Raw genomic sequence first — 17,744 nt, 5'->3', positions numbered from 1 at the left:
CTGCGGGCTCAGTTCAGGATTTTCAAGTATCTCGGATGTCAGCGACGACGGTTTTTCCGAAGTCTGGTCGCATGAAATACCGAACTATGGAAGCCGCCGTCGCCTCGGCGGTCTGCAATTGGCCGCCGTCCTTCAGGCCCTGGAAGCGCGTCTGCTCGGGGAAGCGCGCCGGGTCGGCACCGCGCAGCTGGACCTGCATGTCGGTGTCGATGACGCCGGGAGCCAGCGACACGATGCCGACCTCGGGTTCCTCCAAGGCGAGGGCACGGCTGAGGTGGTCCAGGCCGGCCTTGATCGCGCAATAGGCGGCGCTGCCGGCTATGGCGCGCCGGCCCAGGCCCGAGGAGATATTCAGGATGCGGCGCTGGGGCACGCCTGAGGTCTCGGCCAGGAAGACTCGGCTCAGCAGCGTGGGCGCTTCGAGGCCCACGCGCAGGGCGGCGGACAACTCGGAGAGCTCAGACGCTGCCAGCGGGCCCGGCTCGCTCAGCAGGGCGGCGTTGTTGATCAGCGTGGCGCTCTGCCAGCCCGTATTGACGCGCAGCCAGGCTTGCAGGTGCTCGGCGGCGTTGCTGGGGTCGGTGAGGTCCAGCGACCATTGCTCGGCCTGCAACTCGGGGTTGAGCTTGCGGGCGATGCCGATGACGGTGTTGCCGGCTTGGGTCAGCTGTTGAACCAGGGCAGCGCCCAGGCCACGGGAGCTGCCGGTGACGATGTAGAGATGCATTCAGAACTCCGGTGCGCAGATGAAGTGGTGGCCGCCGACATGCAGTTCGCTCGCATGCAGCAGCAGGCGCGGGCTGGCGGCAGCGATGTCGGGCGCGGCGTAGAGCGTGTCGCCCAGGATGGCATGGCCCAGATGGGCGAGATGCACGCGCAATTGATGGCTGCGGCCGGTCAGCGGCTCGAGGGCGACGCGCGTGTGGTCGCCCTCGTGGGCCAGCACGTGCCAGCGCGTCTGCGAGGGCCTGCCGCTTTCGAGGTCGACCTGCTGGCGCGGGCGATTCGGCCAGTCGGCGCCGACGGGCAGGTCGATCAGGCCTTCGCCTTCCAGATGGCCGGCGACGACGGCGATATAGAGCTTGCTGACGCGGCGCCCGGCGAAATCGGCGCTGAGTTCGCGCTGGGCCTCGATGCCGCGCGCAAACAGCAGCAGGCCTGATGTGGCCTGGTCCAGCCGGTGCACGATCAGTGCATCCGGGTAGAGAGCCTGCACCTGCGCGCTGGCGCAATCCGGCTCCGTGCGACCCGGCACGCTGAGCAGGCCGGCGGGCTTGGCGATGACGACCAGGCGATCGTCGACGTGCAGCACCTGCATCAGCGTGACGACACCAGGATGCCTGCGGCGATCAGCAGGAAGGCCAGGCCGTGATACCAGGCCGGCGCCACGCCGAGCAGGGCCGCCGAGATGACGGCGGCGAACACCGGCGTCAGGTTGACGAAGAAGCCGGCCAGGGCCGGCCCTGCCTCGGCCACGCCCAGGCCCCAGCAGCGGTAGGCGATCAGTGACGGGCAGATGGCCACATAGGCCAGCACCGCGACCAGCATCGGGCTCCAGTGGATGGGCGCCGGCGCGACGACCTGCTCGGCGCCGGCCGCCAGCCCTGAGAACACGACGCCGAACATCAGCTGCGACATCAGCGACTCGGCCCAGTTCCAGTCCGGCCGCTCAGCCGGCCGCAGGCCGGGTGCGGGCCGGGCCAGCATCCAGGAGTAGATGGCCCAGGTGAACAGGGCCACCAGCATCAGCAGGTCGCCGGGCACGAAATGCACGGCCAGCAAGGCCTGCGGGTCGCCGCGAGCAATGACGACGGCCACGCCCAGCAGCGACAAGGCTGCCCCCGCCAGCTGGCGGCGCGCCGGCTTCACGCCGTAGAAGATGGCGCCCACGCCCAGCATCCAGACCGGCATGCTGGCGGTGATCAGCGTGACATTCAGCGGCGACGAGGTATGCAGGGCCAGGTATTGCAGCGAGTTGTAGCAACCCATGCCGAGAAAGCCCAGCCAAGCCAGACCGCGCCAGCGCTTCAAGGCCTCGCGCGGGTCGGCCAGCAGCCGGCGCGCCAGCGGGGCCAGCAGCAGGAAGGCGATCAGCCAGCGCAGCGCGTTCAGCGCCATCGGCGGGATGTCGTTGCGCACCAGGCGGCCGATGACGGCGTTGCCGGCCCAGAGCAGGGGCGGCACGGCCAGCAGCACAGCAAGGCGTGGGGTCAGCTTCATCAACGACGGCGAGAGATGCAAAGGGCTGGCACGATAGCCGACCTCGCAACAGGAGACTTCGCATGAGTGAAAAGGCCATCGTCATCGAGGCCCCGGGAGGCCCGCAGCAACTGAAGCTGGTGGACGTGGAGGTCGGCGCACCCGGACCGGGCGAGATCCGCATCCGCCACGAGGCCTGCGGGCTGAACTACATCGACGTGTACCACCGCAACGGCACCTACGCGCTGCCGCTGCCGGCGCGGCTGGGCATGGAAGGTGCGGGCGTCGTCGAGGCGGTGGGCGAGGGCGTCACCCACCTGAAACCGGGCGATCGCGCTGCCTATGCGAGCAACCCGCCCGGCGCCTATGCCACGGCGCGCGTGATGCCGGCCAAATGTGTGCTCAAGCTGCCCGAAGCCATCTCCTTCGAGACCGGCGCGGCCATGATGCTCAAGGGCCTGACGGTGCAATACCTGCTGCGCAAGACCCTGCCCCAGGGCGGGCTGCAGCCGGGCGACCATGTGCTCTTCCACGCCGCGGCCGGCGGCGTCGGGCTGATCGCCTGCCAATGGGCCCGTGCGCTGGGCTTGCAATTGATTGGCACCGCAGGCAGCGACGAGAAATGCCAGCTCGCGCTGGAGCATGGCGCGGCGCATGCCATCAACTACCGCCGCGACGTCGATTTCGCTGCCAAGGTGCGTGAGATCACGGCCGGGCGGGGCGTGAAGGTGGTCTATGACTCGGTCGGCGCCGACACCTGGGAAGGCTCGCTGAACAGCCTCGCACCCTTCGGCCTGCTGGCCAGCTTCGGTGGCGCTTCGGGCCCGGTGCCGCCCTTCAGCGTCGGGACGCTGGCGGCCAAGGGCTCGCTCTATGTGACGCGGCCGACGCTGTTCACCCACATTGCCACGCATGAGGCGACGCAGGCCATGGGCGACGAGCTGTTCGGGATGGTGGCCAGCGGCCAGGTGAAGATCCGCATCGACCAGCGTTATGCGCTGTCCGACGCTGCGCGATCGCACCGCGACCTGGAAGCTCGCCAGCTGCTCGGCAGCGCCGTGCTGCTGCCCTGACCGGGGTTCAGGTCGTGATGCGGCCCAGCTGCAGCTCGAAGCTGAAGCTGGAGCCCACGCCGGGCTCGCTCTCCACCGTGATCTCGCCGTCCATCAGCCCGACGAGGCGCTGCACGATGGTCAGGCCCAGGCCAGTGCCGCCGTAGCGGCGCGTGATGCTGCCGTCGGCCTGGGTGAAGGGGTCGAAGATCTGGCCGATCTGGTCGCGCGTCATGCCGATGCCGGTGTCGGTGACGGCCACGCGCAGACGCAGGCGGTCGGGCCCATCACTCTCATGCGGATCGGCGAGCGCGATTTCGACGCGCACCTCGCCATGTTCGGTGAACTTGAGGGCATTGCCGATCAGGTTGATCAGCACCTGGCGCAGTCGCAGCGCGTCGCCAATCATCCAGGACGGCACGCCGGGCTGCACCAGGGCGTGCAGCTGGATGCCCTTGTCGTGCGCCTGCAGCAGCAGGGGTTGAAGTGACTCGCCCAGGCAGTCGTGCAGGCTGAAAGGCTGCTCGTCGATGACGATGCGGCCGGCCTCGATCTTGGCCACGTCCAGCAAGTCGTTGATGATGGTCATCAGACCCTTGGCGGACTGGTGGGCCATGCCGATGAAGCGCCGCTGGCGTTCATTCAGCTCGGTCTGCAGCACCAGCTCGGTCAGGCCGAGCACGCCATTCATGGGCGTGCGGATCTCATGGCTCATATTGGCCAGGAAGCTGCTCTTGGCCTGGCTGGCCGCCTCGGCGGCCTCGCGCGCCGCGACCAGGGCGGCCTGGCTGGCCTTGAGATCGGCGATGTCGCGGGCGTTGAAAAGCATGACGGTGTCCCCGGTGACGGGGTCCCGCATGGGCCGCGCGTCCAGGGCATGCCAGCGCAGGCCGGCCAGGGTCTGCAGCTCGACGTCCTGGCGGCAGGTCTCACCGCGCTGCACGCGGCCGAGGATGCTGGCGGCGTCGCCGGTATGGGCGAAAAGGCGGGTGAACTCGCTCTGGCCCGGTCCGGGCGGGGTGTCGCCGAAGGTCAGGGCGGCGGCCGGGTTGCGCATCAGCAGCTCGCCGCGCTCGAGGCCGAAGACGGCGATGCGCACCGAGGTGTGCTGCAGGGCCTCGACACCGCGCAGCATGGCCAGGTCGGCGCCTCCGCCGAGGGAGTCGGCCGCAAACAGCATGACCTGGCGGCGGTCCGGCGTGCGCATGCCGCGCGAGACCAGCATCACCGGGGTCGGCTCGCCCTTGGGGTAGAGGGTCCATTGCTCGCGGACGATCTTGCCCTGGGCATGGTCGGCCGCCGTGACGGCCAGGCGCTCGCGCACCGCGTCGCCATGCTCGGAGAAGTCGCGCGACAGGAACTCCTCGGCGCTGTCGGCATGCCAGAAGCGCAGGGCCGCGGCATTGGCCCAGAGATTGCGCTGTTGTTCGGGGTCGAAGACCCACAGAGGAACGTCGAGCCAGTCGTAGTGGCTCAAGCTGGCGAAGTCGAGGAGCATCGGTGGCGGCGAGAAGGCGCGCGATTGTCACCGCTCGTCACAACTCTGCCCCGTGAACTAGTGCGCTCAAGCTCGGCGTACGCGGCGCAGTTCGTCCAGGATCAGCAGGATGGCGCCCACGGTGATGGCGCTGTCTGCGACGTTGAAGGCCGGGAAATACCAGCCGCCGGCGTGGACCTGGATGAAGTCCACGACATAGCCGTGGATGGCGCGGTCGATGACATTGCCCAGGGCGCCGCCGAGGATCAGCGTCAGAGCCCAGGCGAACAGCTTCTGGTGGCCATGGCGGCGCAGCATCCAGATGATGAAGGCGGCGGCCGCCAAACCCAGGCCGAGGAAGAACCAGCGCTGCCAGCCCGAGGCCCCGTGCAGGAAGCTGAAGGCGGCGCCGAAGTTGTGGGCCCGCACCACGTCGAAAAAGCTGGTGACAGGGTGTACGTCGCCGAGCTGGAAGGTGCGCAGGATGAGGACCTTGGTGAGCTGGTCGGCCAGGATGATGAGGGCGGCGATCAGCAGCCAGGTGGTCAGGCCGGAGGACGAGGACGACGAGCGAGAAGGCATGGATTGGGGTCGCGAGGCGAGGGCCGCCAATGTAACTTGCCGCCGAAGCAGGGCTTGTAGGCGCACAGGAAGGGGCGTAGAAGGGAAGCGCTCCCACCACTGGAGGACGATGCCATGAGAAAGCGCATCTACTGGTTGCTGCCCCACCTGAGCAGCGCGCGGCGCACCATGGACGAGCTGTTGCTCGCCCGCATCACCGAACACCACATCCACTTCGTCGCCGCGGAAGGCGCGCCCATGGAGGGCCTGCATGCGGCCAATGTGTTGCAGACCTCGGACCTCGTCGAGGCGGCTCAGAGCGGGGCGCTGATCGGCTCGGGCCTGGGCGCGGCAGGCGGCGTGGCGGCGGCCCTGGCCATCAGCGCGGCTTCGCCCGCGGCGGTCGTGATCGGCCTGGCGGCGGTGGGTGCCATGCTGGGCACCTGGTCGTCCAGCATGATCGGCAGCTCGACGCCGAGCCGGCGCCTGAAACGCTTCGAGCAGGCCATCGCGCAAGGGCAATACCTGCTCATCGTTGACGTGCCGCGCTCGCGCATCACCGAGATCGAGGAATTGCTGGCCCGCACCCACCCCGAAGCGCACTTCGAGGGGGTGGAGCCGAACGTCCCGGCGTTTCCGTAGGCCCCTCGCCCGGTCTTGCCGCGCTGAACGCGGGTAAGCGCAGTCGTCCGCCACAGGCGTCTCGCGTGGGGCAGCGATGCTTGCGGCATTGAGCTGCAAGCACATCGCTTGCGTGCCGGCTAGGGGCGGCCCGGCGCCGGTCCGCGGCTCAATGCACTATTTCAGGCGACAGTGCGGATTTCGCCCGCGCCGTAGAGGTTGCTGTCGCAGCGGCCGCACAGCGTCGGGTGCTCGGCATTGCTGCCGACGTCGGCGCGGTAGTGCCAGCAGCGCTCGCACTTGGCGTGGCTGCTGGGCGTGACGGTCACGCCGAGTTCCGCGGCCGACATCAGCTTGACGGCCGATGTGATGAACACGAAGCGCAGGTCGTCGCCCAGGCTGGCCAGCAGCATCTGGTCTTGTTCGTTGACCTTGAGCACCAGCTCGGCCTGCAGCGAGGCGCCGACGGCGCCGGTCGTGCGCACCGCCTCGATGGCCTTGTTGACCTCGTCGCGGATCTCGTGGATGCGATTCCACTTGGCCAGCAGGCTGGCGTCCGTTTTGCCGAAGTCCCAGTAGGTCTCGGTGAAGATGCTGTCGCCCTTGGCAAAAACCTGCCACGCCTCTTCAGCGGTGAAGCTGAGGAAGGGCGCCATCCAGCGCAGCATGGCATGCGTGATCTGCCACAGCGCCGTCTGGGCCGAACGACGGGCGAGGGACTTGGGCGCCGTCGTGTAGAGGCGGTCCTTCAGCACGTCGAGATAGAAGGCGCCCAGGTCTTCGGAGCAGTAGACCTGCAGCTTGGCGACGACCGGGTGGAACTCGTAGCGCTCGAAGTGGGCCAGGATGTCGGTCTGCAGCTCGGCCGCGCGGGCCAGGGCGTAGCGGTCGACTTCCAGCAGGTCGGCAGCCGCGACGGCGTCCGTCGCCGGGTCGAAGTCGCTGACGTTGGCGAGCAGGAAGCGCAGCGTGTTGCGGATGCGGCGGTAGCTGTCGACGACGCGGGCAAGAATCTTTTCGTCCAGGCCCAGGTCGCCGGAGTAGTCGGTCGCCGCCGTCCACAGGCGCAGGATCTCGGCACCGAACTTGTCCGACACGGCCTGCGGCGCGACCACGTTGCCCATGGACTTGCTCATCTTGCGGCCCTGGCCGTCGACGACGAAGCCATGGGTCAGCAGGCCCCTGTAGGGCGCGCGGCCGTAGAGGGCGCAGGCGATCAGCAGCGAGGAGTGGAACCAGCCGCGGTGCTGGTCGTGGCCCTCAAGGTAGAGGTCGGCCTCGGGGCCGCTCTCGTGGCCAGCGCCCTTGTGGCTGCCCTTGAGCACGTGCTCGAAGGTCGAGCCGGAGTCGAACCAGACGTCGAGGATGTCGTTGCCCTTGGTGTACTGGGCGGCTTCCTCACCCAGCCATTCGGCGGCGTCGAGCTTGGACCAGGCCTCGATGCCATTGGCCTCGACAAGCTGGGCGGCACGCTCGATGAATTCCAGCGTGTTGGGATGCGCCTCGCCCGTGTCCTTGTGCAGAAAGATGGGCAGGGGCACACCCCAGCTGCGCTGGCGCGAGATGCACCAGTCGGGTCGGCCGGCGATCATGTCGTGCAGGCGGGCGCGGCCGTTCTCGGGATAGAAGCTCGTCGCTTCGATGGCTGCCAGGGCCGTCTCGCGCAGGCTCTTGGGGGCCTTGTCGGTCGTGAACAGGCCGTCGCCTTCGTCCATGCGCACGAACCACTGCGCCGCGGCGCGGTAGATGACAGGAGTCTTGTGGCGCCAGCAGTGCGGATAGCTGTGGGTCAGCTTGGACTGAGCCATCAGGCGGCCGTTGTCCAGCAACGTCTGGGCGATGACGGGGTTGGCCTTCCAGATGTGCTGGCCGCCGAACAGCGGCAGCTCGGCCGCGTAGGCGCCGTTGCCCTGCACGGGGTTCAGGATGTCGTCGAAGGCCAGGCCGTGGGCGACGCAGGACTGGAAGTCGTCCAGGCCATAGGCGGGTGCCGAGTGCACGACGCCCGTGCCGTCCTCGGCCGTCGCGTAGTCGGCCAGGTAGACCGGGCTTTCGCGGTCATAGCCGGGGTGCACATGGGCCAAGGGGTGCTTGAACTTCAGCAGCTCCAGCGAACGGCCGGGCGTGGTCGCGACGACGCTGCCTTCCAGCTGCCAGCGCGCCAGGCACTTCTCCACCAGCGCCTCGGCGACGACGAAGAAGCCCTTGGGCGTGTCGACCAGGGCATAGGGCAGCTCGGGGTTGAGGTTGAGCGCCTGGTTGGCCGGGATGGTCCAGGGCGTCGTCGTCCAGATGACGGTGAAGGCGTCCTTGTTGAGCGGCGCCACGCCAAAGGCGGCGGCGAGCTTCTCGGGTTCGGCGCTCAGGAAGGCCACGTCGACGGCCGGGCTCTGCTTGTCGGCGTACTCGATCTCGAACTCCGCCAGCGAGGAGCCGCAGTCAAAGCACCAGTACACAGGCTTCAGACCGCGGTAGACAAAGCCGCGCTCGAACATGCGCTTCAAGACGCGGATCTCGCCGGCCTCGTTGGCGAAGTTCATCGTCCTGTACGGGTTGTCCCATTCGCCGAGCACGCCCAGGCGCTTGAAGTCCGTGCGCTGGCCGTCGATCTGCTCGGCGGCGTAGGCGCGGCTCTTGGCCTGGACCTCGTCGCGCGGCAGGCCACGGCCGAAGGTCTTCTCGATCTGGTTCTCGATGGGCAGGCCGTGGCAGTCCCAGCCAGGGATGTAGGCCGCGTCAAAGCCCGCCAGCTGGCGCGCCTTGACGATCATGTCCTTGAGGATCTTGTTGGCGGCATGGCCGATGTGGATCTGGCCGTTGGCATAGGGCGGGCCGTCGTGCAGCACGAATTTGGGCTTGCCGCAGCGCGCATCGCGCAGGCGCTTGTACAGGCCTTGCTCGTCCCAGGCCTTGACCCAGCCCGGTTCGCGCTTGGGCAGGTCGCCGCGCATCGGGAAAGGCGTGTCGGGCAAGTTGAGCGTGGAGCGGTAGTCCGGGGTGGTCATGGCATGCGGCCAGGCGGGTGGGCCTGGCGGTCAGAAAGCGGAGGAGGCGGAATGAGAGCGGCGCAGGAGCCGCTTCAAATTCGGTCGCGCGTGGTCTGGCGACTGACCTGGGCGTGCGAGGCGGCGTGGGTGGCCAGGAAGGCGCGCGCTGCAGCCGTGTCGGCGCGAATAGCGGCCGTGAGCGCTTCCAGCCCTTCGTACTTGGCTTCGTCGCGAAGTTTGTGCAGCAGTTCCACGCGGGCAAGTTTACCGTAGCCCCCCTCGGCGCCGAGAGGCCAGTTCAGGCAATGGACTTCCAGCAGGACCCGGCCGGCGTCTTCCACCGTGGGACGGTTGCCCAGGCTGGCCACGCCGGGCAGGGGCTCGGGCATCAGGCCATGGACGAGGACGGCGAAGATGCCATGAGCCGCCGGCTTGTCGTGCGGGAAACGCAGGTTCAGCGTGCGAAAGCCATCGGCCGCGCCGGGCCGGGTCTCGCCCAGCTGTCGACCCAGCTTGCGGCCATGGGTGACATGACCCGTGATGGCATAGGGCCGGCCCAGCAGCGAGGCAGCTGCAGCCATGTCGCCGGAAGCCAGGGCCTCGCGCACGGCCGAGCTGCTGACGCGCAGCCCGTGCACCTCGTAGCTCATCATGCGGGCGACGTCGAAGCCCTGGGCCTGGCCGGCCGCGTCCAGCGTGGCGTAGTCGCCGTGGCGCTTGGCGCCGAAGCGGAAGTCGTCGCCGACCAGTACATAGCGAGCGCCCAAGCCGTCCTGCAGCACCTGGCGGATGAAGTCCTGGGCCGGCAGCGAGGCCAGGGCTTCGTCGAAGCGCAGGATGACGACCTGGTCGACACCGCAGCGCTCCAGCTCGCCGAGCTTGTCGCGCAGCGGCGCGATGCGGGCGGGGGCCAGCTCGGGCTTGCCGGCCTTGGCGGCGAAGAAGTCGCGCGGATGGGGCTCGAAGGTCATCACGCAGGTCGGCAGGCCGCGATGGCGGGCCTCGGACTGCAGCAGGGCCAGCATGGCCTGGTGGCCGCGGTGCACGCCGTCGAAGTTGCCGATAGTCAGCGCGCAGGCGGGCGCAATGCCGGGGTGGTGGAAGCCTCTGAAAACTCGCATCGGCCCTATTGTCCCCAGACCTCAGCCGGACTGCCGACCCAGCGCCATTCACCGGGTTTGAGGTCGGGCGACAGCGTCAGGGCGCCGAACTGCGGCCGGTGCAGGGCCTCGACCCGGTTGCCGATGGCCGCCACCATGCGCTTGACCTGGTGGTATTTGCCCTCGACCAGGGTCAGCCGCAGCAGGGTCTCGTCGACGATCTCGGCGCCTTCGGCCTTGCTGATCTCGGGCGGCCGCTGGAACTTGCCTTCCGGTTCCTTCAATTCAACACCGGCCAGCAACTGTTCGACCATGGCCGGCGTCAGCGGATGCTTGCAGCGCGCCTCGTAGACCTTGGGCACATGGTGCTTGGGCGAGGTCAGCTTGTGAATCAACGTCCCGTCGTCCGTCAGCAGCAGCAGGCCGGTCGTGTCTTCGTCCAGACGGCCGATGGGCTGCACGCCGCGCTCGCGCAGCGGCGCGGGCAGCAGGCTCAGCACGCTGGGGTGATGCTTGGGCTTTTGCGAGCACTCGTAGCCGGCCGGCTTGTTCAGCAGCACCAGGGCCTTGTCGAAATAAGGCCACTCCTGACCATTGACGGTAAAGCGCAGCCCCTCGGTCTCGTACTCGGCATCGGGGTCTTCGACGACCTCGCCATGGACGCTGATCTCACCGTGCCACACCAGCCCCGCGCACAGACGGCGCGTCCCGAAACCCTGGCTGAACAGGATCTGCGCAAGCCGCTGCTTCACTTGGCCTGGGAGGACTGCATCGGCTTCACATCGCCGCAGTCGGCGCCCAGCCAGCGGCCCTCGCCGCTGACCTTGGTGACCTCGGTCTTGCCCTGGCGCTGGTGGCGCACGGTGACGTCGTTGGTGAAGCCCTCGTTGCCACGCAGCGTGACGGTGGCGTCGCCCTCGGAGGCCGGATCGGTGCAGACGAAATGGGTCTGGATGGTGTTGCCGCTGCGCTTGACGTCCTGCTGGCAGTTGCCTTGGTGGTTGACCGGCGCCATGTTGCGATCGGCCTGCTCCTTGGTGACGCAGGTCTTCAGCGTGATGGAGCCGCCGGCCATGTTCATGCTGATGCCCCGGCTGGCCATCATCTTTTCCATCATCTGGCGCTGCTCGGCCGGCATGCTCTCCATGGCCTTCTGCGCCTGGTCCATCTGCGCCTTGCGGGCCGGGTCGAGCTGGGGCGTCTGTTTGAACTCCCACAGCCCGGGCTTCATGTTCTGGGCGTGGACAGCGCCGGCGGCAAGGCCGGCGAGCAACAGGATGGCAGGAAATTTCATCGGGTGACCTCCACGAGGGCTGAGAGGGCAGCGCCGACAAGCGGCGCTCAGGCAAACACCCCCGCAGTGTCCTGCATCCGGGCGCTGACTTCACCCAGGTGATGCAGGGTGTCGCCCCATTGCATCTCCATGACGGTCAGGCGCTTGAAGTAGTGGCTGCCGGCGTACTCGTCGGTGACGCCGATGCCGCCATGCATCTGGGTGCATTGCTGGCCGACGAAACGCATGGAATTGCCGAGCTGAACCTTGGCCTGCGACACCGCGCGGCGGCGCACCGCCGGCGCGTCGCCCAGGCGCAGCGTGGCGTAGTAGCTCATCGAGCGGGCGAGCTCGAGCTGCATCTTCACGTCGGCCGTGCGGTGGCGCAGGGCCTGGAAGCTGCTGATGACGACGCCGAACTGCTTGCGGGTGTTCAGGTACTCGACGGTCAGGGCGAGGTATTTCTCCATGACGCCGACGGCTTCGGCCGCCTGCGCGGCGATGCCGATGTCGGCCGCCAGCTCCAGCAGGGCCAGGCCCTGGTCGGGGCCGGCGATGAGCTGGGCCGGCGTGTTGTCGAGATGGACCTCGGCGGCGCGCGAGCCGTCGTAGAGCGAGTAGGGGCGGGTGTGCACGCCGGCCGCCGAGCGCTCGACGAGGTAGAGGGCGATGCCGTCGGATGCGTTGTCGACGCCGGAAACCCGAGCCGGCACGATGAAGGCATCGGCCACGTCGCCCGCGGGCACCAGGCTTTTCACGCCGGTCAGCTTGCCGTCCACGGCACGCGTGGCGACCTGGTTGAGGCGGTAGCGTGACCTGGCTTCCTGATGGGCCAGCACGACCAGGGCCTCGCCGCCGGCGATGCGGGGCAGCCATTCGGCCTGCAGCGCCTCGGGGGCCTTGCTCAGCAGGGCCGGCGCGATCAGAGCGCCCTGGGCCATCGGTTCCATGACGAGGCCGCGGCCGAGTTCTTCCATGACCACCATCGCCTCGACGGCGCCAAAGCCCAGGCCGCCATGGGCCTCGGGCACGGCCAGAGCCGTCAGGCCCAGGCCGGCCAGGCCTTCCCAGGCGGCGCGGTCAAAGCCACCAGCGCGCTCGATCTGGGTGCGGCGCTCGAAGCCGTAGTCCTTGTCGACGAAGCGGCGCACGGCGTCGCGCAGGGCTTGCTGGTCTTCAGAGAAATCGAAATCCATGTCTTGTCTCCCTCAGCCGAGCACGGTCTGCGCGACGATGTTGCGTTGCACTTCGTTGGAGCCGCCGTAGATCGTCGTCTTGCGGACGTTCAGGTAGTTGCCGGTCAGCGGGATGGCATGCGAGGCACCGCCGATCCAGGCGCCGCCCAGCCATTGGTCGCCCTGCCAGCCGGCCTCCATGGCCTCGTGCACATAGGGCAGGGCCAGCGGGCCACCGGCCAGCATCATCAGCTCGGTATAGCGCTGCTGCAGTTCGCTGCCGCGGATCTTGAGCAGGCCGGCGACATCCAGCGGCTGCTTGCCGGTGCGCTCGCCGGACAACACGCGCAGCACCATCATTTCCAGCGCCACGACGTCGACCTCGCACAGCGCGATCTGGTCGCGAAAGCGCTGGTCGTCCATGAGCCCTTCGGCCTTGGCGATGCGCTTGAGGCGCTCGAGTTCGCGCTTGGCGCGGTTCACGTCGGCGATGTTGGTGCGCTCGTGGGAGAGCAGGTGCTTGGCATAGGTCCAGCCCTTGTTCTCCTCGCCGATGAGGTTCTCGGCCGGCACCTCGACGTTGTCGAACCAGACCTCGTTCACCTCATGCTCGCCGTCCAGCATGATGATGGGCTTGACGCTGACGCCCGGCGACTTCATGTCGATCAGCAGGAAGGAGATGCCGGTCTGCGGTTTGCCTTCGTTCGACGTGCGCACCAGGCAGAAGATCCAGTCGCCGTACTGGCCCAGCGTCGTCCAGGTCTTCTGGCCGTTGACGATGTATTTGTCGCCCTTGCGCTCGGCGCGGCACTTCAGCGAGGCCAGGTCCGAGCCCGAGCCGGGTTCGCTATAGCCCTGGCTCCACCAGACCTCGCCGCTCATGATGCCGGGCAGGAAGCGCTGTTGCTGTTCTGGTGAGCCGAAGGCCATGATGACGGGAGCCACCATGACGGGGCCGAAGGGCACGATGCGCGGCGCGCAGGCGAGGGCGCATTCCTCTTCGAACAGATGGCGTTGCACGGCGTTCCAGCCCGGACCGCCGAACTGCTTGGGCCAGGCCCAGCCATGCCAGCCCTTGGCACCGAGGATCTTGGCCCAGCGCTGCAGATCGTCCTTGTTCAGGCGCAGCGCGTGGCGCACCTTGTGCGCGATATCGGCGGGCAGATGGGTGTGCACCCAGTCGCGCACCTCGGCGCGGAAGGCCAGTTCCGCATCGGTGAAGTTGAGGTCCATTTGTCTCTCGCGTCGCTGCGTTGTCGTGATGGGAATCCGGCCTTTTTAGCACGGTCGTTCGCATCCTGGCTGTCCGGCCAGGGACAGGGCGGCGGTTGGGTGCCCAAAAGCAAAAAAGGCACTCCGAAGAGTGCCTTTCTGGTGTCGAGATGACTCGGCTCAGGCGGCGGCCTTGGCCTTTCGGCGGCGCAGGCCTGCCATGCCGAGGAGGGCAACGCTGGTCAGGGCCAGCGAGGCCGGCTCGGGCACGCGCACGGTGGTACCGCCACAGACGCCGTTGGCATCAACAGTGCCCGTGCACTTAGTGCCCGCTGCGGCATAGAGCTTGAAGAAGTCGTCGCCGTTCGACAGCGTGCCGCGGTTCACCGTGCTGGCGCTCTGCGTGAAGCCGCTGTTGTAGGCCGTGATCAACCACCAGCTGGACGTCTTGCCGGCGCTGTTGACGGTGTTGTACGGGTTGCTGGTGTCCTGGATGAAGTCACCGTAGTTGCCGACCAGTTCCCAGCCGCCCATCGTGCCAGCGGCGGTGCCAGCCAGCGTCGGCGCGGCGCCACCGGTCCAGCGGAAGATGGAGACATCGACCGACGGGGCGGTGGTCTTGGTGCCGGATGCGCAGGTGCCCGTCGTCGTGCCGACGACAGCGCCACCGCTCACGCAGCCATATTCGGGCGTCGCGGCCGTCGTGGCGGTATAGCCCAGGCCGATGCTGGACAGGACGGTGGAGGCGCTGAAGCTGAGCAGCACGCCTTCGGTGTTTTCGTTGTTGTCCAGCGCGTGATAGGGCGAGCTGGCGTCGGTGCCGGTATACATGCCGATACCGCCACCGGAGAAGTCGGTCATGGTGCCAGCGGTCCAGTTGCCCGACAGCTTGCTGGCGCCATTCAGGGCGTTGCCGACATAGAAGCCCGACATCTGGACCGTGTAGGCGGCGTTGCCGCTGTCGCCAACCGAGGTGCCGGCGTTGACGGTGGTGTTCGTCCCGGTGTCCAGAGTCCAGTAAGCCTGGGCGGCGCTGCTCCAAGCCAGGCCAGCGATGAGCGCGGTCAGCGCGGTCATGCGAATGGAAAGGGCTTTCATTGGATTTTTCCTTGGTGGTCGCCAGCCGGCGGTCAAATTACGAGAAATTACAAGCAAACACAGTGCCAGGTGCAATTTCTCTTGTCTGTTCAAGCACTTACTGATTTGCTCTGCCCGGCTTGATCAAAATTGTAAGAACATCCGACAAGGAAGCGAGGGCTTTCGCCCCCTCAGTTGAGGGTGACGAGCAGCTTCCTGGCGTCCTCCAGCGAGGCAAAGCTCACATTGGGGCGCAGGGCCGCGTTGAGTTCTTCCTTGGCCTCGCCCTTGCGGCCGGCCTTGGCGAGGACGGCGGCGAGGTGGTAACGGATCTCGGGTTCGTCCGGCGCCCGCAGCCGCGCCTCGCGCAGCAGTTGGAGGGCGCGCTCGCCTTTCCCGGCCAGGTGGTTGGCCCAGCCGGCCGTATCCATCAGCTTGGGATTGCGGACATCGACCTTGTAGGCGCGCTCGGCCATGTCGACGGCGCCTGGATCCTTGGTCTCCATCAGCACGTTGGCGAGGTTGTTCAGGGTTTCCGCGTGGTTGGGGCGCTGCTTCAGGATGCTTTCGTACTGCTTGCGGGCGGCGGCGTAGTCGTGGGCGCGGATGTTCTGCTCGGCAATGGCGCTGCGCACGGCGAGGTCGCTGGGGTTGCGCTTGAGCCAGGTCTCGCCCAGCTCGATGGCAGCCTTGGGGCCGCTCTGCTTGCCGACGGCGCGCATCAGCCGTGTCATGCTGGCCTGGGATTTCTCGACGTCGTGGGCCTTGCGCAGCGCGTCAATGGCCGTCGTGGCCTGACCGCGGTAGGTGGCTACCTCGGCCAGCAGGTTGTAGCCGATGGCCGCCTTGGGCGCGGACTGGATGACCTGCCTGGCGCGCTGCTCGGCCTTGGCGGCGTCGCCCTGGGCCAGGTCGATGCTGGACAGCATGGCCATGGCAGGCATGAAGTCGGGATTGCCGCTGAGCGCCTTGTCCAGGCTGTAGGCGGCACCGCTGTAGTCCTTGATGCTGACCTGCTGGCGGGCCACCTCCAGCAGGCGCGGGGCGTCGAAGGCCGCCCGGCGGGCCGCATTGGTCAAGGTCGACTTCGCGCCGGCCGCGTCGCCATTAGCAGCCTGGGCGCCGGCATAGGCCTGCAGCGCCTCGACGTCCTCGGGCAGCTTGGCCAGCAAGGCCTTGGCCGCCACGACGGCGCGGGCGGGTTGGCCCTTGCGCAGGTGCCAGGCCACGAGGGCGAAATTGGCCCGGGTTTCGCGGGCACCGCTGGCTTCGGCCGCGCTTTCCAGCCATTTCAGGGCCTCGTCGTCCTTGCCCCAGCGCTCGTGCAGCAGGGCCAGTTCGAACAGCACATGGGTGTTGCGTTCGTCGCTTTTCAGCGCCTCGCGCAGCCGCTTGTTGGCGGCATCGAAGTTGCCGGTCACGGTGTCGATGCGCACGAGGCCGAGGCGAGCTTCCAGCAGCTTGGGATCGAGCTTGAGGGCCTTCTCGTAGCCGGCCCGCCCGCCGGGATAGTCGCCGGACTGGGTCTTGGCATAGGCCTGGACCATCAGCACGGTGGCGTTGTTCGGATTGGCACGGGCCAGGTTCTCGGCCACCGCCAGGGCCTTGGCAGGCTGCTCTTCGCGCAGATAGAGGGTGATCAGCGCCAGGCCGGCATAGGTCTGCTTGGGATCGGCCTTGTAGGCCTTGGCCAGTTCCTCGGCCGCCGGGGCGGCCTTGCCGCTTTGCAGCAGCGACAGGCCGAGGGCCGTGCGGTATTCCGGCGAGTCCTTGGCCTTGAGCGCGTCCTGCATCAGCGCGACGGCGCGCGCATGCCGGCCCTGGTTCATGTGGGCCGAAGCCAGCATGAGCAGGGCCTGGCCGTCGCCCGGGCGGACCTTGACATACGCCTCCAGCAGCTCGACGGCGCGGTTGAAGTTGGGCTCCTTCAGGGCCACCTGGGCCAGCAGCTTGATCAGCGGGCTGCCGGGCTGCTGGCGCGACGCCAGTTCCAGGAAGGGCTTGGCCTTCTCCAGTTCGCCCAGGCTGTAGTGGGCCAGGCCGTTGAGCATCAGCAGCTGGGTGCGATAGCGGATGTACTCGATGGGGGCGGGATCAAGCAGATCCGTGACCTTCTTCAGCGCGGCGCGCGAGGTGGCCGGGTCGTTGGCACGCTCGGCCAGGATGGCGCGCAGATAGGAGCCGCGTGGGTCGTTGGGCTTGAGAGCCTGCAGTTCATTGACCTCGGCGAGCGCGTCGCCGTCGCGGTTCAGGTCGACCAGCAGGCCGGCTCGCGCCAGATGGGCTTCGGCGTGCTTGGGATCGGCCTTGATGGCGCGCTCGTACAGGGCCAGGGCCTGGACGATCTGGCCGCTGGCGTGGTGGATCGAAGCCTTCTGGTAAAGCGCTTCCGCGTTGTCGGGGGCCAGCTTGAGGGCCTGGTCGGCAGCGGCATGCGCCTCGGCGAACTGGCGGCTGCGCACGCGCAGGGGCACTTCGGCGAGCCAGCCGTTCACTTCGCTGGTGTTGAGCGCCCGGGCATCCAGCACGCTGGCCAACGCGGCCTTGGTGTCGCCGAGGTCGGACTGCGCCAGGGCGCGTTCCAGCAGCAGCTGCTGCTGGATGCCGGGCGGCAGTCCGGCAGCTTGGACGCGGGGGTCTTCGAGGACCTGGGGCTGCTTGCCCTGGGCGCTGAGGGCCATGGCCAGCGGGACGGCGACCTCGGCGCGATTCACGCCCATGCGGATGGCCTCGCTGAATTCGAACTCGGCGGCCGCCGGCTGGCTGTCGGCCAGCAAGGCCTTGCCCAGCAGCACATGGACGGACAGCTGGCTCTTGTCGGCCTGCAGCGCGTTCTTCAGCTGGATGATGGCGCCGGGAATGTCACGCTTCTCGTAGCGCTGCAGGGCGTCCTCGTAGAAGCGCGAGGCTTTGGCGGCGTCCTGGGCGAGGGCGGCGGGCGCGCCGGCAATCAGCAGGGCGGCCAGCAGGCCGGAAAGCGAAGCGGTGTGACGTGTCATCGAGGCTGCCG

Annotated in this window: 15 protein-coding genes; 2 read left to right on the top strand and 13 right to left on the bottom strand. The window is 67.9% G+C overall.

Annotation, left to right across the window (positions count from 1 at the left end):
• Window positions 1-22: 22 nt before the first annotated feature.
• Genes J2X20_RS01255 through J2X20_RS01245 form a run of 3 tightly spaced genes read right to left on the bottom strand, consistent with a single transcriptional unit; the run spans window position 23 to window position 2,220 of the window.
• Window positions 23-727, bottom strand: coding sequence for an SDR family NAD(P)-dependent oxidoreductase (locus tag J2X20_RS01255; protein WP_310259691.1), 705 nt, complete (start codon window positions 725-727; stop codon window positions 23-25).
• Window positions 728-1,318, bottom strand: a complete 591-nt coding sequence (locus J2X20_RS01250; protein WP_310259688.1) for a pseudouridine synthase — start codon at window positions 1,316-1,318, stop codon at window positions 728-730. It abuts the gene before it with no gap.
• Window positions 1,318-2,220, bottom strand: coding sequence for a DMT family transporter (locus tag J2X20_RS01245; RefSeq protein ID WP_310259685.1), 903 nt, complete (start codon window positions 2,218-2,220; stop codon window positions 1,318-1,320). The genes J2X20_RS01250 and J2X20_RS01245 overlap by 1 nt, the downstream gene beginning before the upstream one ends.
• Before the next feature lie 62 nt (window positions 2,221-2,282).
• Here J2X20_RS01245 and J2X20_RS01240 point away from each other — a divergent pair, with 62 nt between their 5' ends.
• On the top strand, window positions 2,283-3,272 hold the full coding sequence (locus J2X20_RS01240) for a quinone oxidoreductase family protein (protein ID WP_310259682.1): 990 nt from the start codon (window positions 2,283-2,285) through the stop codon (window positions 3,270-3,272).
• A gap of 7 nt (window positions 3,273-3,279) precedes the next feature.
• Here J2X20_RS01240 and J2X20_RS01235 read toward each other — a convergent pair whose 3' ends face one another.
• A complete protein-coding gene (locus tag J2X20_RS01235) occupies window positions 3,280-4,749 on the bottom strand; it encodes a hybrid sensor histidine kinase/response regulator (RefSeq protein ID WP_310259679.1) in 1,470 nt (489 codons plus the stop codon).
• A gap of 66 nt (window positions 4,750-4,815) precedes the next feature.
• Complete coding sequence (lspA, locus tag J2X20_RS01230; RefSeq protein ID WP_310259676.1) at window positions 4,816-5,310, bottom strand: signal peptidase II; 495 nt, start codon at window positions 5,308-5,310, stop codon at window positions 4,816-4,818.
• A 114-nt stretch (window positions 5,311-5,424) separates the two neighbouring features.
• Between lspA and J2X20_RS01225 the strand changes: the two genes are divergently transcribed.
• Window positions 5,425-5,931: a DUF1269 domain-containing protein gene (locus tag J2X20_RS01225; RefSeq protein ID WP_310259672.1), complete on the top strand. Its 507-nt coding sequence runs from the start codon at window positions 5,425-5,427 to the stop codon at window positions 5,929-5,931.
• 161 nt (window positions 5,932-6,092) lie between these two features.
• On the opposite strand, the gene ileS is transcribed toward J2X20_RS01225, so the two are convergent.
• The 8 genes from ileS to prsT form a co-directional block, all read right to left on the bottom strand.
• On the bottom strand, window positions 6,093-8,915 hold the full coding sequence (ileS, locus tag J2X20_RS01220) for an isoleucine--tRNA ligase (RefSeq protein ID WP_310259670.1): 2,823 nt from the start codon (window positions 8,913-8,915) through the stop codon (window positions 6,093-6,095).
• Window positions 8,916-8,989: 74 nt separating this feature from the next.
• Window positions 8,990-10,018, bottom strand: coding sequence for a bifunctional riboflavin kinase/FAD synthetase (locus tag J2X20_RS01215; RefSeq protein ID WP_310259667.1), 1,029 nt, complete (start codon window positions 10,016-10,018; stop codon window positions 8,990-8,992).
• Between the two features lie 5 nt (window positions 10,019-10,023).
• Entirely contained in the window at window positions 10,024-10,749 is a 726-nt protein-coding gene (locus J2X20_RS01210) for a pseudouridine synthase (RefSeq protein ID WP_310259664.1), read from the bottom strand.
• Window positions 10,746-11,291 carry a DUF3617 domain-containing protein gene (locus tag J2X20_RS01205; RefSeq protein WP_310259660.1) on the bottom strand — a complete coding sequence of 182 codons (546 nt, stop codon included), beginning with the start codon at window positions 11,289-11,291 and terminating at the stop codon, window positions 10,746-10,748. Before J2X20_RS01205 ends, J2X20_RS01210 begins: the two co-directional genes overlap by 4 nt.
• A gap of 47 nt (window positions 11,292-11,338) precedes the next feature.
• Window positions 11,339-12,466, bottom strand: coding sequence for an acyl-CoA dehydrogenase family protein (locus tag J2X20_RS01200; RefSeq protein WP_310259657.1), 1,128 nt, complete (start codon window positions 12,464-12,466; stop codon window positions 11,339-11,341).
• 12 nt (window positions 12,467-12,478) lie between these two features.
• The gene (locus J2X20_RS01195) at window positions 12,479-13,678 is read right to left on the bottom strand and encodes an acyl-CoA dehydrogenase family protein (protein ID WP_310259654.1); all 1,200 of its coding nucleotides are present in this window, start codon (window positions 13,676-13,678) and stop codon (window positions 12,479-12,481) included.
• Between the two features lie 159 nt (window positions 13,679-13,837).
• Window positions 13,838-14,755, bottom strand: a complete 918-nt coding sequence (locus J2X20_RS01190) for a PEP-CTERM sorting domain-containing protein (RefSeq protein ID WP_310259651.1) — start codon at window positions 14,753-14,755, stop codon at window positions 13,838-13,840.
• 170 nt (window positions 14,756-14,925) lie between these two features.
• Window positions 14,926-17,733: an XrtA/PEP-CTERM system TPR-repeat protein PrsT gene (prsT, locus tag J2X20_RS01185; protein ID WP_310259648.1), complete on the bottom strand. Its 2,808-nt coding sequence runs from the start codon at window positions 17,731-17,733 to the stop codon at window positions 14,926-14,928.
• Between the last annotated feature and the right edge of the window lie 11 nt (window positions 17,734-17,744).

The sequence above is a fragment of the Roseateles saccharophilus genome (assembly GCF_031458095.1).
GTDB lineage: Bacteria > Pseudomonadota > Gammaproteobacteria > Burkholderiales > Burkholderiaceae_C > Pelomonas > Pelomonas saccharophila_A.
This window is presented reverse-complemented; position numbering and strand designations above follow the sequence as displayed.